We start from the raw sequence: 15,090 nt of genomic DNA, 5'->3' as shown, positions 1-15,090 counted from the left end.
TATCGGGATAACGCTGTGATAATTATAACGCTTATGACTAATTTAAAGGCTCTTGCTCTTAATCTGTCGATTTATTAGATGTTTACGATAACTTTACCAATGGCGGTGCGACTGGCTAGGTGATCATGCGCTTTACCTACCTCTTCTAGTGGAAACTGTTGTGGATCAACAATTGGTGTCAGGCCGCCTTCTTCAGCAATGAGAGTCATCGCCTTTAGAATATCACCATGCTGTTGCCGATTTACATTGTAAATCATCGGAATGAGCATAAATACGATGTGTAAGGAAAGCCCCTTAAAATGAACCATGGAGAGGTCAAGTTCAAGGAAAGAAACCGTCGCTGCTATTTGCCCGTTGAGTTTGGTTGCTTCAATCGAGTTTGGTAGGTTTTCACCACCTACAGAGTCAAAAACGACATCAAACCCTTCACCACTAGTGTACTTTGTAACGTAATCAGCCACGCTTTCGGTATTGTAGTTGATACCGGTCGCACCTAGTTTTTCCATCAGCTCAATCTGTTTATCTGAGCTTCCTGTGGCATAAACATCCGCTCCAAAATGTTTGGCAAGTTGGATGGCTATATGCCCTACGCCACCCGCTCCACCATGCACTAATACCTGATGTCCTGGTTTGAGGCCTGCTCTATTTAGACCTTCATAAGCAGTAATACCGACCAACGGAATTGCAGCCGCTTGTTGCATCGAAAGATTTTTAGGTTTGTGGTATATCAGGCGCGCATCTGCAAGCATATATTCAGCCAGCGCACCGGGGAGATCGCCCAGTCCTCCGGCGCAACCATATACCTCATCCCCCACATCGTATCCATCTACATCATTACCAACAGCTTCAACAACTCCAGCAAAATCCATGCCCAATATAGCGGGTGATGCAGGGGAAAATGGAAGTTCGGGTCCCATCTGTCGAATCATCATATCAACAGTATTTACGCTGGTAGCGGAGATCTTAACCAACACATTACCTGCCGTTACCTCTGGCTTGGGGATATCATCTAATACAAAGGCATCACTGCCACCAAACTTATTCACAACCATCGCTTTCATAATGCCTAATTCCTATTGAATACTAAACAGCACATTAACTGTAGGAGCGGAACCGCATACTGACAAATTGGACTCTAAATATTTCGTTTCAATTTAGGACACACACCACTTAGCCTTTCCAAATGCCTATATAAGGTGTGTGTCCTTAAATGTTAAGGGGGCGCTAGGGCTATGTTGGGTAGATTTATTGCTGAATATTTAGGCTTTTTTATGAGGTGAGGTCACGGGATTGTGATCAGGATATTTGTATTGTCATATGAAACTGATATTCTGGCGAACACATGTAAGCTGAAATGTTGATTATGGAGTTATTGTGAGTGCAAAACGTCCACCACTATTGTGGTTTAATATTTTTATATTTACTTCGAGCTTGCTATTAGCGCTCGTAGCAACACCGCTATACGCAGTTAGCCATGGGCTAGGCTGGGAGCATCTAATATGGTTGTTGATAGCGTTTAGCTTTACTAATTTGTCGATAACCGCAGGCTACCATCGGCTATGGAGTCATAAAACCTATCAAGCGAGCTCAATCCTTAGGGTGATCTTTGCAATAGGCGGTGCGTTTTCTTTGCAAAATAGTGCATTACATTGGTCGTCAGACCATAGAGATCACCATAAGCATGTAGACCATGATAGTAAAGACCCATATTCAGCCTCACGCGGTTTTTGGTATTCGCACATGGGGTGGATGTTGCGTGATTACAATCATGAGACCTATTTCGATTATAAAAATTGTCGTGATTTAAAAAAGGATAAGATTGTCCAGTGGCAGCATAAATACTACGCGGCGCTGGCTATAGCGACAAACTTTGGCTTTCCTATCTTGCTAGGGATTATCTATAGCGACATCGTGGGAATGTTTTTAGTCGTTGGCGCGTTGCGATTATTCTTGAGCCATCACACCACATTCTTTATTAATTCCTTAGCTCATATCTGGGGTAAACAAACCTTTACTAACAAAAATTCAGCTCGGGATAATGGCGCATTGGCATTCCTTACCTTTGGAGAGGGCTACCATAATTTCCATCATCTGTTTGAGAACGATTATCGCAATGGTATTGATTGGTGGCATTACGACCCAACAAAGTGGCTGATTAAGGGGTGCTCTTGGATTGGGTTAACTGAAAAGCTGCGTGTAACTCCTCAATTTAAAATAGAGAAAGCGCGCGCCACTATGCTGCTGCAAAATGCCCATCAGAAACTACATACAATGGATGTAAACCCAAGCCTTGCTCATAAATTAGAACAGGACTTTGAATCTCTGATCGAGAGTATGCATGACTATTACGATAGTAAAATGCAGTTGTTGCAAAGCAAGAAGCAGCAGATATTGAAAAGCCATGAATTGGAGCTACTAAAGCACCGTCATCATAGGCTCAAAGAGCAGTTTAAATATCAGCAACAGATGTGGATGAGTGACATAAAGCGCTACGCCTAACTTTATTAAACAGTACTCATAAAATAGTGAAATAAAAACGGGACACACACCATAAATTTGGTGTGTGTCCCGTTTTGTTGAGGTGGGTTCAGCTAATCGTTATGCGGTTTATGTCTTTAATTTAGGGGGTAATATGCAGCGGATTATTAGCTCATGCCACTTGTTGATTATTGCCAAATTTAGAATCAAAAGATCCAATCAAGTCAAAGCTTGAATCTAATGCTATTAAAGCACTTGAATATTTTTTAGCAGGTGTTGGGCGTTGTTAATTGATGCTAGGCAACATCGTGGTTAGACCCGTATTTTAGAAGTAATAAGCCAATGAAGAAGCTCATCCCTTTAGTTTTGATCCTGATAACTGGACACGCCTTTGCCAAGGATGCCAAGCACCTTACTTATAATTCTACCCATATAAGCAGCTCTACCGTTGATGATGCGAGTGCCGCGGGTGGTTCATTCTATGCGACAGATATTAATAATGGGTTTGGTTTTAAGGTTGGTTATGATGCTTATAGTGGTGATTTAGACGGACATATCGTATCAGTTGGTGCAACCTATAATATTACTGATTGGTTGTTTGTTGCCCCGACATTTGGGCTCGCTAAGACCAAGATCAATAAAATAAACCATACCAATCCAGTTGGCGGTATTGATGTGATGGCGAATGTGAGCTGTTTTACCTTTGGTGGCGGCTACTACTATACCGTAATTGAACATACTGATATGAGCATGCTTGGTTTTAAACTTGGGTTTAATTTCTAAACTTATCCATCACTCTTTATGTGTTAAGAGCGAACCATTGGGTTCGTTTTTTTTCATCTGGAATCTCGGTTGTTATAGCCCAGCCAAATGGAAACACCTTGTTTCATTTTTGTGATAAATGTGTTCATTAAATCCATTAGAATCAGCGCCAAACTTACTCATAGTGTTGATAATAATGAAAAAAAATCATTCCCCTTTACTAATCGCGATGGCGTTTGCTTATACACCCACAGCTTTTTCTCATGGTTGGACTGAGTTTCCTGAAGCTAGACAATCAATTTGTTATGAGCAAGGTGGAATTTGGACGGGTAATATTCCCAATGCAGCCTGTAAAGCTGCGTATGATGAGTCTGGGAGTTACCCCTTTGTCCAGCGTAATGAAGTGGCAATTAATATCCCAGATTACACCAACCAGGCCGTCGTTCGACAAATGATCCCAAATGGCACTTTGTGCTATGCCAATGATTTACAGAAAAAAGGACTTGGCGTAGAACACTCTGCATGGACTCGTACTGAAATTTCTCCAGGCACTTTTGAGCTGATTTTTAATGCAACAGCTCCGCATAACCCATCTTACTGGGAAATATTCATTACTAAGCCTGGTGTTGATGTAGCTAAACCACTGGCATGGGATGACCTTGAGTTGCTCCAAGAATATGGCAATATCGCGATTGATGCGCACAGCAAATATCGAATGAATGTAACCATTCCAGCAGATAGAAGTGGTGATGCGGTATTATTTACTCGTTGGCAGCGTATTGATGCTGTAGGTGAAGGTTTCTACAACTGCAGTGATATCACTATTACAGGCTCAGCGCAGCAGCCACCAGTTGAGCAACCGCCAGCAGATACCGAAGGAGCTTATCTACATCAGGGCGCTAATTTTGTGCCAGCTGGGGTTACTCTAGAATCAGCGCAGGTTGGTGATGAGGTTAAATATGAAGTATTCAATAAACACGGTGAAATCCACAATACCTTTACCTTAAAAATTACCCAAGACAATCAAAACGATTGGGATCGCTTGTTAGCCTCTCAAGTGAGTGGTTATTACCAAAGCTTCCATTCAGGTAATGTGTTTATTGGGGCGTGGCATGATGCGATGGATCACTACATGTACTTTAGAGACAACCTGCAAGCGAACTACTTCAATTCAAAAGATGATCGCGCCTCGGGTTTGTTTTCGATTGTAGAGGCGCAGGATTCTGATCTAGAGGCCATCATTACGCCGCAAATACTGACAGAATTATTGAGCGCACAAGTAGAGTTTGGTCAGTTGGTAGTACTGCATCCAAATAATACTCAAGGAAGTTTTGACAGCGTTACATGGGAGCAGTTATCTGGCCCGTTACTTAGCACTGAGATTGGTAGCCAAAATGAATTGTTAATAAAAACCGATTCAGTCGATAACACGCAACATCATCAAGTAACCTTTAAGTTGTTGGTGTCTGATAGTTCAGGCTCAGATAGTGCTATCTATAGCTTTGACATCTTGGCTGCGGCTGCCGATATTCCTGAAACACCTGAAACACCTGAAACACCTGAAATAAGTGCGTGGGATGCCACGGTTGTTTACTACGAAGGGGATAAGGTTACCCACAATGGTAAGGTGTGGACGGCTCATTGGTGGACTCAAGGTGAAAATGATGAACCAGGTACAACCGGCGAATGGGGTGTTTGGCGTTAAGCTCTAACTACACTTGCGACTGTTGATTTGAGCGGTCTAGTCTTGCAGCTAGGCCGCTTTTGTTTATAGATGATATGAATTATCCGGTGGTGATTTTAAGACCAAAAGCCAAAGTAGGTTACTATTATACACATCCATCCCTGTTACTTGAATGTATCAGTATAGGGGCTTTTACCATGAATGCGCGCCCCGGTAGTTGGGTGGGTGAAGTAAATATCACTAGCGTGGAGCATTAATCTCGGCAATGAGATACTTGCTTGTTGGTCAAGATTGTTGGTTGGCGGTGAAAGGTTATAAAGGTCACAGCCAATAATAGGATGGCCAAATTCAAGGCTATGAATACGTAATTGGTGGGTACGACCGGTAATAGGGGTGTACTGCACTAAAGTACGAGGTGGGTTATTCAATCGACGGATTACTTGATAATCGCTAATGGCACTTTTTCCGCTATTGTGGCAAATTTTTACTCGTGGAAACAACGCCTTATCTTTAGCAATAGGCGCCGAGATTTGACCTGTGTCAGATTCAACCCACCCAGTAAGCATGGCTACATACCGCTTTTGTACTGACCGCGCCTGAAACTGCTGATTAAGACTCTTCGATGCCTCATGGTTAAGCCCTACGACCATAATGCCAGATGTGCCAAGATCTAGCCGATGTGGTAATTTAGCGTTTACAAAAGCCGGAGTTGCTTGCTCAATCTGGGTCGCTTCTTGGCCGTGCACTAAACGATAGTGCACTGAATCCCAATTAAGAGGGTTCTTACCTGACAAGCTTAATAAGCCACTGGGTTTATCGATCAATAAAATGTCATCATCTTGATAAAGGATCTCAACTCTTCCTAGGCACTTAGGTGCGACAAAATTATCAATAATCTCTTGATTGGAAGGGTTAGGATGAGGCATTCATGGGTCCTTGTTGGGATAGAATCATCTATAAACAAAGGGCAGATATGCTCCCCTCTGTTAGTTGTGATTACTTCTCTATTAGTGATACAAATTCTTTAGCAAAAGCGCGGAAGGTTCTCGGCTTGTTTCCGGTTACCTTTTCTACTGTCGTAGTAACGTCAGCATAATCACCCTTGGCAAACCATGCCATGATCTCCGCTAGTTTCTCAGCACTCCAGTAATCCATTCCCGCTTCTTTCATAGCCGACTCTGCCGCTTGTTGAGGTATAGCGATATAATCGATCTGTTTTCCAGATAGCTCGCTTAATATTTCAGCTTGCTCGGTAAAAGTCAGTGCTTCAGGACCCGAAATTAAGTAAGTTTTGTTTTGATGATCAGGCTTGGTTAATACCGAAACCACCACTGTTGCTACATCACGAATATCAATGACACTCTGTTTTGCTTGTGCCAGCGGTAAGAAAAACTGCCCCATCGCATTGATTGTGCCAAGACTGGCATAAAGATTCTGGAAGAAGGAGTTTGGTTGCACTATGGTATAGCTAATACCTGAGGCCTTAACGATATCATCTGTTATTACATGGGTGCGTATAATCTCGGATCCCGCATCGGATTTAGCCCCCATACCTGAAAGCTTCACAATCAGTTCGACATTGGCATTTTTAGCCGCGGCCACAATATTTTCTATCCATTTTTGATTATTAGGATGGGCAGGCATTGCAACGTATATCTTTTTAATGCCGCGCATCGCTTCTGTCATGGTATCAACATTGTCGTAGCTGCTTACACGAACCTGACTTGGAGCAACGTCGAGTGTTGTTGCCGCATCTGCGTTGCGAGCCATAATACCGAAATCAACCTGTTGCTGTTTAAGTTGACGTACAACCTCTGAACCCGTATTGCCTGTCGCACCTAATACTAGAATTTCCATCATTAACCCCTTCGTTATCTCATTAATCTAATCATAATCTACAGCGTAAATGGAGTGCGCTGTGTTGTATGGGGGTACTATAGTAAATATCAAAAACATTGATTAGAGGGTTAAAATGCACTTTACTATCCCACATATGGGATTGTTAGGGTTTAGAGAGAATGAAAGAACTATCTGCTTTACCGCTGTTTGCCAAAGTTGTGGAGTTGAGTAGCTTTGCTGAAGCTGCGAGGCAGTTGAGTGTGCCAACTACAACGGTGAGTCGAAAAATACAGCAGCTAGAGCATGACCTCGGTGGTAAGTTGCTTAATCGCTCAACACGCTCGTTATCTTTAACTGAGTTAGGGGAGCAAGTCTTGCCTAAGGCTCAGCTGATAGCTGAAACAGTTTTTGAGCTGTACAATCAAGCGGAAGATATGGCTACTCAGCCTATTGGCTCCTTAACTATCACAGCACCTAAGGCCCTTAGCCAAGACTTGTTAGCTCCTATCATCGCTGAGTTTAGAACACTTTATCCAACTATCCGGATCAACTTAGCTTCATCAAACCGCTATCAAGATCTTACCAAGCAGAGTATCGACTTCGCCTTCCGATTAGGCCCGCTACATGACTCGAGTCTGATGGCATTGACCTTATCCCCAGTTAAATATGTATTAGCAGGCTCTCCGCGCTACTTCGCTAACTATGGGCAGCCAACTCACCCCAGAGATCTGTTCCAGATGCCTTGTATTCACAATCATATCGAGGGGTACTTCCTTCCTTGGCGATTCAACTACAATAGTGAAGAGATCGAAGTTACCAATAATTCAGAATTGATTTGTGATGATTTTAATGTGACGAGAGAGCTTGCCTTGCATCACGTTGGTGTGTGCTACTTACCTTATTCGTTACTACGTGAAGAGATTGAAGGTGGTGTTATGAAACCGGTCCTGGAACAGTGGATTCCACAAGAGAGAACGCTGTTATTGGTGTATCCTGATAAGCGTCACTTACCACTCAAGTCCCAGCTTTTTATCGAGTTTATACGTAGTAAGCGCCAACAATTCAAACAAAAATTATTAGGTTCAACAACCTAAAAGTGCTGTTTCAAACAACGTATTCATGCTTACTATGGTTATTGAGTTAACTTGTTTATAAGTAATGCGTTTAGAATAATTACTCTCACTTGACCACTTTCCCAAAGGGACTCATCTCGGTGTATCAGTTACTCGCAAAATATACGGTGCAACATCCCAAGGTATTACAGCTTTTTAATTACCTCCCGTCGACGATGAAGGGCTGCATACTTGCCCTTATTTCAACGGCCTTATTTACTATTGTTGGTATTTTCGTGCGTAAGCTAAGTGCAGATTTCGATACCTTTCAAATTCTGTTTTTTAGACAGCTGATCTTTATGCTATTGCTTGTCCCAGCTGCCCTAAAAAGTATTAATGTGTTGCTAAGACCTAACAAGCTACGACTTCACGCTTTGCGGATAACAGGTGCTTTTACCGCGCTTTATTGTGGATTTATAACGATTAGCAATATTCAATTTGCAGATGCAACGGCGTTAGGTTTTTTGCAGGTGCTTTTTGTGGCGGTGATTGCGCGCTTTGTATTAGCAGAACAGATCACGCGAGGGCGCATATTTAGTATATTGGTGGGGTTTATAGGGGTGATGATGGTTGTGCGACCTACCTTTGAGGATAGCCATAATGTGTATGTAATATTGGGATAGTTGCGGCGTTAGGTGCTGCAGTAGCGGTATATGTGTTAAAAAAATGGCTCACAGTGAACCCAAAATCACCTTGATGGTGTATCAAGCGCTACCGATTGGTTTGATTGCTCTTATCCCAACCATTTATTTGTGGAGTACCCCAACGCTAGCCGATTTTATATTATTACTGTTGGTTGGTGTTATCTCTTCACTAGCGCAATACGTTGGTATTTCCGCTTACAAATGGGCTCCTGCGAATATTATTGTTAACATAGAGTACGTCAAGATCATCTACTCCATTATTATTGGTTTGGTGGTGTTCTCTGAATTGCCAGATAGATGGTCGATTATTGGTGCGTTAACTATCTTCGCCAGTGCATTGCTCCCTATGCTTTGGGCTTATCGTTGCCAACACAGTAACAACCGTTCAAGATGTTGAGTACCGACAGCTCTGCACTGAGATACTCAAGAGATCATTATTGATTACGAGCGGTCTAACTATTTTTCAAAGCACATGGTTAGTGTTGTGCCTTTGCCTGAGTCGTGAGCAACCTCTGAAACGTAAACTAAACGAGAATCTTCTTTAGAAGAAGCATAAGTGTTTTTTTGATCACCGTCTTCAGTTTCAAATGTTTCGCAATACACCTTGCCACCTTGTGGTTCGGTAGGTACATGAGATTGCATTTGAGCCACTGTGGCACAACCTGAAAAGACTAATACTGATGAAACAATTATGAACTTTTTCACTCTAAATCCAAACTAATATAGATAATATGTTGCGATATTAGATATTAATTAAGCGACTGAATAATGATCTTTATATATATCTGATATTACTGAGGTAATAGGACCAGAAAATGTTTGTATTATTGTTGCTTCACTAAAATATGCGGACACCCATCAATAGAAAATTAGCGGACACCCATAAATATTGACGCCTCTTGGTCCCACAACTAACCTTAAATGATACACAGTGCATCTTAGAGGTAGTTGTTATGACCCAATCTCGACAGTCTCAAGTCTCCCTTTCTGATACCCCTTATTACCATTGTATCTCGCGTTGTGTTCGTCGAGCCTATCTGTGTGGCGACGATAAATATACAGGGCAATCATTTGAGCACCGCCGAGCATGGGTGGTTGAGCGGATGCATTATTTGTCGACGGTATTTAGTATGGATATCTGCGCCTATGCGGTGATGTCAAATCATTACCACATTGTGCTGCATGTCGATGAGAAATTAAATCAACAGCTTAGTGATGAAGAGGTCTGTTGGAGATGGGGGCAGTTGTACTCACTTCCCGTATTAGTTCAGCGCTGGCTAAAAAAGCAAACCTGCGCTGAAGTTGAAAGTAAAGCGGCTCTTAGTATCATCAATGATTGGCGAGAGCGGCTTATTGATATTTCATGGTTCATGCGCAGCCTAAATGAGTTTATTGCACGCAAAGCCAACGCAGAAGATGACTGCTCCGGAAGGTTTTGGGAGGGGCGGTTTAAGTCGCAAGCGTTACTCGATGAAGAAGCCTTATTAACGTGCATGGCTTATGTCGATTTGAACCCCATACGCGCAGGCATCAACGACAGCATCGAAGCGTCTGAATACACCTCCGTTTATGAGCGTGTTCACGGAGTGTCACATCAAGATGAACAGCAAAGCGAGCCCCCTTGTAACAAGAAGGGATTATTTGGTTTTGTTGGCGATACCAGTGAGTCCGAGCAGCGAGGCATTCCGTATTCATTACTCGATTATATTGAACTAGTGGATTGGAGTGGCCGTACTATTCGAAATGACAAACCCGGTGCAATTGTCGCTTCGCACCCGAAACTACTACATTCACTTGGCTTAGATACAGAGACTTGGATGGGCTTAGCCAGTAATTTTGGTAAAGATTATCAAGGAGCTGTCGGTACACTAGATGAATTGGCGTTATTTGCAGAGCACACAGGTAGGCGATGGATAGCGAAAAAGAACCAACTGCGACGATGTTTGCACTAACCACTCGCTCTATTTACTCATATCCACCACACATCTTTATTAATTAGCCTAGCTAACGATACGCCACGCCTTGAATTCGCTAATTTACGTATTTTAATGTCAATTTCACGGTATTAATCAACATTTATCCGATTTAAACACAATATTTTATACGTCATCATTTAACTGTTCAGTATGGTTCTAAAGATTTAATTATTGGCTGTCCAGAATTGAGAAGTATTGCTGCGGTTGAATGTTGAGCTATATGAAACTAAGGTGTTTTAGATGGAATCTAAAGAGATTTCTTTATAGCCGAGAAACGTTAAAAATGGATTCTGCATGACAATTTAGTAGGTATGGATATGAAAAATGAACTAAGAGTTGTTGCTCTTTCTTGTTTGGTTTTTAGTTTCAATATTTTCGCTAAGCCAGTCGTAGACTTGTACAAGTCTCCATCCTGTGGGTGTTGTAACGAATGGGCCGAAATCATGGAGGAAAAAGGCTACGAAGTGCATGTCAATAATACTCGAGACTGGAGTCATGTGAGAAAACAGTTTGGTATGCCGAATCAAGTGATGTCATGTCATACAGCGATTATTGATGGATATATGATTGAAGGGCATGTACCTGAACCCGATATTAAACGTCTATTGGAGGAAAGGCCAAACAATATATCTGGGATTGCAGCCCCTGGTATGCCTCAACATTCTCCTGGAATGGCAAGTTCTGGACAAGAGTATAAAGACTTTAATGTTGTGTCCTTTAGTCAATCAGGTGAGGTCAAACTTTACCAAAAGTATTGAATGGGTTTTAGCCATATCTAAACTCTCATCGGTCTTCAACATTGAAGGTAACCGAACACTTAACGCTCGCTTAAAATTAATGTGTGCTATCACTGTCACATATCGGTGATATGCGGACTCACTTTGTTATTTCACACTCGGCAATGGCATAGATGTTTTTAGAAACATATGGTTTGTAAGGTTTACCCTCAACTGAACCTAGGTCATTAGCGATAGAGGCCAATTTAACTGTCGAACCATTATTTATGCTGTTGTTAGGTAGTAGCAGCATATAAATGTACTCTTGCCCATATTCGTTGGGACGAAAAACAACTCTCGTTGCAAACCGTGCAATTTTAGTGGTGTCAGGGTTATAGAACCATGGAGCTGTTTCACCGGTTGGCAGCGTTACCCTGCCAATTGATGGCTCATTTATGAGGTTTAATTCTTTCATATACCTGCTTATCTCAATCTTTGATGGCGACGATATAAACCTTATTGTTACGCATTACATCCAAAATTGGCACCAACTATTGTTAATAATCTTGACTGTTATGTATTTAATTTTGGTGACTCCGTATCTTGGTCGAAATGCATAACATGGAATAAGGTGTTTCATTATCGCTAAACCATTAAATCGCCTACGCTTATTTAGATGTAAGGATGACCTTGGAGCGTGGTATGAAAATCGCTGTCACAGCGGCAAGTGGGCAATTAGGTGCTGCTATTGTACAAGCAGTAATTAAGCAAACCTCAAAAGATAATGTCATTGCGCTTGCAAGAACACCACAACGCGCCGTGCATCTAGGGGTAGAAGTAAGAGCGGGTGATTACAATGATCCTGCACAACTGGAGCATTCGTTGTCAGGTGTTGATATATTGTTGATCGTGTCTGGTATGGATGCGCCAGAGAAACGCATCCAGCAACATAGAAACGTAATTAGTGCCGCTAAAAAAGCGGGAGTGAAGAAGCTGGTTTATACCAGTGTACAAGGGGCTGAACAAAATACAGCCTTCTCTCCTGTGATTCAGAGTAACCGCCAAACTGAACAAGATATACGTGAGAGTGGATTACACTGGGCTATTGGCCGCAATGGTATCTATATTGAACCTGATATTGAATATATCGAGAGTTATAAAAAGCTTGGTGGAATATTTAACTGCGCAGCTGACGGTAGGTGTGGATATACCACAAGAGTAGAGCTTGGCTATGCCTATGCTCGTATGTTAGTTGAAGATAAGCATAATGGGCAGGTTTATAACCTACACGGTGAGGCAATTACTCAAAGCGAATTGACCAATTATATGAACATGGCCTTTAACACTAAACTGAGATTTGAATCTATGAGTGTTGAAGATTATCAGCAAGACAGAGTTGCAGAGTTAGGAGAGTTTATTGGCTGTGTCATTGCGGGTATCTACCAAGGAATTCGCGAAGGAAAGTCCAACAACCCAAGCCATTATGCACAAGCCGCTGGGCGCGAGCATATCTCGTGGCGAGAGTACTTTTCTAACGTAAATGTTTGATTAAAAAAGATTAGATATCGAATAACTGTGTTGAAGATGCCCCATAAAGGGTATTCAACAAAACCTAACATGAGGATGCTCTCATTGTATGCACAGCCCATCAGGTATGAGCATCAATATCTGATGCCATCTCATCTACTTAAGCTTTACGACAACCAGATAGATAGGTGGCACAAATGAAAATTGTCATTGCCCCAGATTCATTTAAGGAATCACTCGCTGCTCATCAAGTTGCAACGTGCATTGAACGTGGGTTTTCGGATGTCTTCCCTTGCGCCGAATTTGTCAAAATGCCACTGGCTGACGGTGGTGAAGGCACGGTAGATGTACTGTTAACTGCGCTCAACGGAAACAAGCAATTACTAAAAACCACGGATGCTTTGGGGCGTGAATGCACTGCCTATTGGGCATCGCTTGAACAACAACTGGAAGGCAAAAGTGTAAAAACCGCGCTAGTTGAATTGGCGCTAGCTTCAGGCTTAGACCAGTTGAGTGTTGATGAGCGAGCGCCACTGATAGCATCGTCGTTTGGCACAGGATTACTAATTAAAGACGCTTTGGATAGTGGAGTTGAACAAATCATTATTGGTTTAGGTGGCAGCGCAACTAATGACGCTGGCGCAGGTATCTTCCAAGCGCTGGGCGGCAGGTTGTTAGATAAGCAAGGCAATGAGTTATCTGGTGGCGGGGCCGCGTTAAGCCAGTTAGCTAACATAGATTTAGCGGGTCTACACTCCAGATGCAAAGAGGTGGCCTTGGTTGTTGCATGCGATGTGAGTAATCCATTATGTGGTGACAACGGAGCCAGTGCTGTATTTGGTCCGCAAAAAGGTGCTTCGCCGGCAGAGGTTGTTGAATTGGATGCAGCTTTAGGACACTTTGCGGATGTTGCTCAAGTACATACCAATGTTGACCATCGAAATTTAGCTGGGTTTGGGGCCGCTGGTGGCACTCCGTTAGGGTTAAGTATTGCATTTAATGTTCAGCTCAAAGCGGGTATCGAAGTGGTATTGGACGCCTTAGATGCAGATAAGGTGCTTGAAGGTGCTTCGCTAGTTGTAACCGGAGAAGGTCAGATGGATAACCAAACCCTGCAAGGCAAAACACCTTTCGGCATCGCTCAACGCGCGCACAAACAAAATATCCCAACCATTGCGATAGCGGGCTCTTTAGGGAAGGATGTTGATGCTCTCTACGAGACTATGTCTAGCTTATTTGGGACAGTACGCTCACCACAAACATTACCTCAAGTGCTTGAAGAAGCAGAGGGAAACCTAATTAGAACAGCACGTAACGTCGCCGCTACGCTGAAATTAGGTCAGCAGATGTAATTCTTAGATTAACTAAACACTACTGCTAAACGAAGCGCGCCATTGAGTCGGTGATACATGAAAAGTGCTCTTAAAGTGTTTTCTAAACACGCTTTCAGAGCCAAAGCCTGCCTGCTCAGCGACTTGAGAAATAGGTATCTGAGTGGTTTCCAATATGCGCTGACTCAGCACTAAGCGTTGATTTTGCAACCATTCGCCAAATGTACAGCCATAAGAGGCTTTAAATTGGCGGGTGAAGGTGCGTTTACTCATTGCACTGCGCTTGGCTACCTCATCTAACGCATGTGGTTGATTTAGATTTTGCTCTACTTGTTCAATCACAAGACTAAGACTTGTCTCGGTAACAGCTTTGGTGTTGATAGGGGCAGGGATGTACTGCTGCTGTCCCCCGTTACGAAAGGGGGCGGTAACCATCTTTCGCGCTAGATCATTGGCAAGCTCACTGCCGCAAAATCGACGCACTATATGTAGACAACAATCCAGTGAGGCGGCGATTCCAGCAGAGGTCATAACAGTTTCATGCTCAATAAAAAGAGGGTTTGGGTCAAACTCTACCTTGGGGAAACGACGCTGAAATTGTTCGGTAAATGCCCAGTGCGTTGTTGCTCGCTTACCATCTAAAACCCCAGTACACCCAAGGGCATAAGCGCCCAAGCACAGTCCAACTAACAATTTGCCGTTGGTATGGTGTTTTTGTAGTGCCGTAAGCAGTTGTGTGCTCGGCTGTGGTAATTCACTTGGCCAGCTTGGGATAATAACAATATCTGCGTCTTCGATGGCGCTTAGATCTTGATCAATCACAACACTAAAGCCAGAGCCAGTTTCAAACTGTGAGCCGCTTTCAGTACATATTTCCAGATCAAACCGAGGAGGCTGACCCACAAAGATATCTTGAAATACCATGCAGGGTACAGATAGATGAAAAGCACTGATCCCTTCAAAAGCAACTAAAGTAATCTTAATAATATCGTCTGATTTAGGCATTTTGTCTTGATTTGAG

Annotated in this window: 14 protein-coding genes and 1 pseudogene; 9 read left to right on the top strand and 6 right to left on the bottom strand. The window is 42.7% G+C overall.

Going from position 1 to position 15,090, the window contains the following annotated elements:
- Nucleotides 1-74: 74 nt before the first annotated feature.
- Nucleotides 75-1,061: a zinc-dependent alcohol dehydrogenase family protein gene (locus OCU28_RS15770; RefSeq protein ID WP_261817837.1), complete on the bottom strand. Its 987-nt coding sequence runs from the start codon at nt 1,059-1,061 to the stop codon at nt 75-77.
- Between the two features lie 313 nt (nt 1,062-1,374).
- On the opposite strand from OCU28_RS15770, the gene OCU28_RS15765 reads away from it, so the two are divergent.
- The 3 genes from OCU28_RS15765 (at nt 1,375) to OCU28_RS15755 (ending at nt 4,945) form a co-directional block, all read left to right on the top strand.
- The gene (locus OCU28_RS15765) at nt 1,375-2,499 is read left to right on the top strand and encodes an acyl-CoA desaturase (RefSeq protein ID WP_261817836.1); all 1,125 of its coding nucleotides are present in this window, start codon (nt 1,375-1,377) and stop codon (nt 2,497-2,499) included.
- A gap of 321 nt (nt 2,500-2,820) precedes the next feature.
- The gene (locus OCU28_RS15760; RefSeq protein WP_261817835.1) at nt 2,821-3,261 is read left to right on the top strand and encodes a hypothetical protein; all 441 of its coding nucleotides are present in this window, start codon (nt 2,821-2,823) and stop codon (nt 3,259-3,261) included.
- A gap of 175 nt (nt 3,262-3,436) precedes the next feature.
- Nucleotides 3,437-4,945 carry a lytic polysaccharide monooxygenase gene (locus OCU28_RS15755; RefSeq protein ID WP_261817834.1) on the top strand — a complete coding sequence of 503 codons (1,509 nt, stop codon included), beginning with the start codon at nt 3,437-3,439 and terminating at the stop codon, nt 4,943-4,945.
- Nucleotides 4,946-5,088: 143 nt separating this feature from the next.
- Here the strand turns inward: OCU28_RS15755 and OCU28_RS15750 are convergent, their stop codons facing one another.
- Complete coding sequence (locus tag OCU28_RS15750) at nt 5,089-5,850, bottom strand: RluA family pseudouridine synthase (protein WP_261817833.1); 762 nt, start codon at nt 5,848-5,850, stop codon at nt 5,089-5,091.
- A 70-nt stretch (nt 5,851-5,920) separates the two neighbouring features.
- On the bottom strand, nt 5,921-6,784 hold the full coding sequence (locus OCU28_RS15745; protein ID WP_261817832.1) for an SDR family oxidoreductase: 864 nt from the start codon (nt 6,782-6,784) through the stop codon (nt 5,921-5,923).
- Between the two features lie 158 nt (nt 6,785-6,942).
- On the opposite strand from OCU28_RS15745, the gene OCU28_RS15740 reads away from it, so the two are divergent.
- A complete protein-coding gene (locus OCU28_RS15740; protein WP_261817831.1) occupies nt 6,943-7,857 on the top strand; it encodes a LysR family transcriptional regulator in 915 nt (304 codons plus the stop codon).
- A gap of 194 nt (nt 7,858-8,051) precedes the next feature.
- A pseudogene (locus OCU28_RS15735) lies at nt 8,052-8,916 on the top strand (DMT family transporter).
- A 59-nt stretch (nt 8,917-8,975) separates the two neighbouring features.
- Here the strand turns inward: OCU28_RS15735 and OCU28_RS15730 are convergent.
- The gene (locus OCU28_RS15730; RefSeq protein ID WP_261817830.1) at nt 8,976-9,224 is read right to left on the bottom strand and encodes a hypothetical protein; all 249 of its coding nucleotides are present in this window, start codon (nt 9,222-9,224) and stop codon (nt 8,976-8,978) included.
- Between the two features lie 248 nt (nt 9,225-9,472).
- Here OCU28_RS15730 and OCU28_RS15725 point away from each other — a divergent pair, with 248 nt between their 5' ends.
- Nucleotides 9,473-10,471 carry a transposase gene (locus tag OCU28_RS15725; RefSeq protein ID WP_261817829.1) on the top strand — a complete coding sequence of 333 codons (999 nt, stop codon included), beginning with the start codon at nt 9,473-9,475 and terminating at the stop codon, nt 10,469-10,471.
- Between the two features lie 341 nt (nt 10,472-10,812).
- Nucleotides 10,813-11,253, top strand: a complete 441-nt coding sequence (locus tag OCU28_RS15720; protein ID WP_261817828.1) for a DUF411 domain-containing protein — start codon at nt 10,813-10,815, stop codon at nt 11,251-11,253.
- Nucleotides 11,254-11,371: 118 nt separating this feature from the next.
- On the opposite strand, the gene OCU28_RS15715 is transcribed toward OCU28_RS15720, so the two are convergent.
- Complete coding sequence (locus OCU28_RS15715; RefSeq protein ID WP_261817827.1) at nt 11,372-11,686, bottom strand: hypothetical protein; 315 nt, start codon at nt 11,684-11,686, stop codon at nt 11,372-11,374.
- Nucleotides 11,687-11,913: 227 nt separating this feature from the next.
- Between OCU28_RS15715 and OCU28_RS15710 the strand changes: the two genes are divergently transcribed.
- Both OCU28_RS15710 and OCU28_RS15705 read left to right on the top strand, forming a co-directional pair.
- Entirely contained in the window at nt 11,914-12,759 is an 846-nt protein-coding gene (locus OCU28_RS15710; protein ID WP_261817826.1) for an SDR family oxidoreductase, read from the top strand.
- Nucleotides 12,760-12,935: 176 nt separating this feature from the next.
- Complete coding sequence (locus OCU28_RS15705) at nt 12,936-14,090, top strand: glycerate kinase (RefSeq protein WP_261817825.1); 1,155 nt, start codon at nt 12,936-12,938, stop codon at nt 14,088-14,090.
- A 12-nt stretch (nt 14,091-14,102) separates the two neighbouring features.
- On the opposite strand, the gene OCU28_RS15700 is transcribed toward OCU28_RS15705, so the two are convergent.
- Entirely contained in the window at nt 14,103-15,074 is a 972-nt protein-coding gene (locus OCU28_RS15700) for a GlxA family transcriptional regulator (protein ID WP_261817824.1), read from the bottom strand.
- Nucleotides 15,075-15,090 lie beyond the last annotated feature (16 nt).

The organism is Vibrio gallicus (genome assembly GCF_024346875.1).
GTDB lineage: Bacteria > Pseudomonadota > Gammaproteobacteria > Enterobacterales > Vibrionaceae > Vibrio > Vibrio gallicus.
Note: the sequence above shows the minus strand (reverse complement) of the source record. Positions and strands in the feature narration are given on the sequence as shown.

What these genes read in the sequence shown, in the direction of transcription:
- OCU28_RS15770 (WP_261817837.1), bottom strand. Translation starts at nt 1,061, where the DNA reads ATGAAAGCGATGGTTGTGAATAAGTTTGGTGGCAGTGATGCCTTTGTA.
- OCU28_RS15760 (WP_261817835.1), top strand. Translation starts at nt 2,821, where the DNA reads ATGAAGAAGCTCATCCCTTTAGTTTTGATCCTGATAACTGGACACGCC.
- OCU28_RS15755 (WP_261817834.1), top strand. Translation starts at nt 3,437, where the DNA reads ATGAAAAAAAATCATTCCCCTTTACTAATCGCGATGGCGTTTGCTTAT.
- OCU28_RS15750 (WP_261817833.1), bottom strand. Translation starts at nt 5,850, where the DNA reads ATGCCTCATCCTAACCCTTCCAATCAAGAGATTATTGATAATTTTGTC.
- OCU28_RS15745 (WP_261817832.1), bottom strand. Translation starts at nt 6,784, where the DNA reads ATGATGGAAATTCTAGTATTAGGTGCGACAGGCAATACGGGTTCAGAG.
- OCU28_RS15740 (WP_261817831.1), top strand. Translation starts at nt 6,943, where the DNA reads ATGAAAGAACTATCTGCTTTACCGCTGTTTGCCAAAGTTGTGGAGTTG.
- OCU28_RS15725 (WP_261817829.1), top strand. Translation starts at nt 9,473, where the DNA reads ATGACCCAATCTCGACAGTCTCAAGTCTCCCTTTCTGATACCCCTTAT.
- OCU28_RS15720 (WP_261817828.1), top strand. Translation starts at nt 10,813, where the DNA reads ATGAAAAATGAACTAAGAGTTGTTGCTCTTTCTTGTTTGGTTTTTAGT.
- OCU28_RS15715 (WP_261817827.1), bottom strand. Translation starts at nt 11,686, where the DNA reads ATGAAAGAATTAAACCTCATAAATGAGCCATCAATTGGCAGGGTAACG.
- OCU28_RS15710 (WP_261817826.1), top strand. Translation starts at nt 11,914, where the DNA reads ATGAAAATCGCTGTCACAGCGGCAAGTGGGCAATTAGGTGCTGCTATT.
- OCU28_RS15705 (WP_261817825.1), top strand. Translation starts at nt 12,936, where the DNA reads ATGAAAATTGTCATTGCCCCAGATTCATTTAAGGAATCACTCGCTGCT.
- OCU28_RS15700 (WP_261817824.1), bottom strand. Translation starts at nt 15,074, where the DNA reads ATGCCTAAATCAGACGATATTATTAAGATTACTTTAGTTGCTTTTGAA.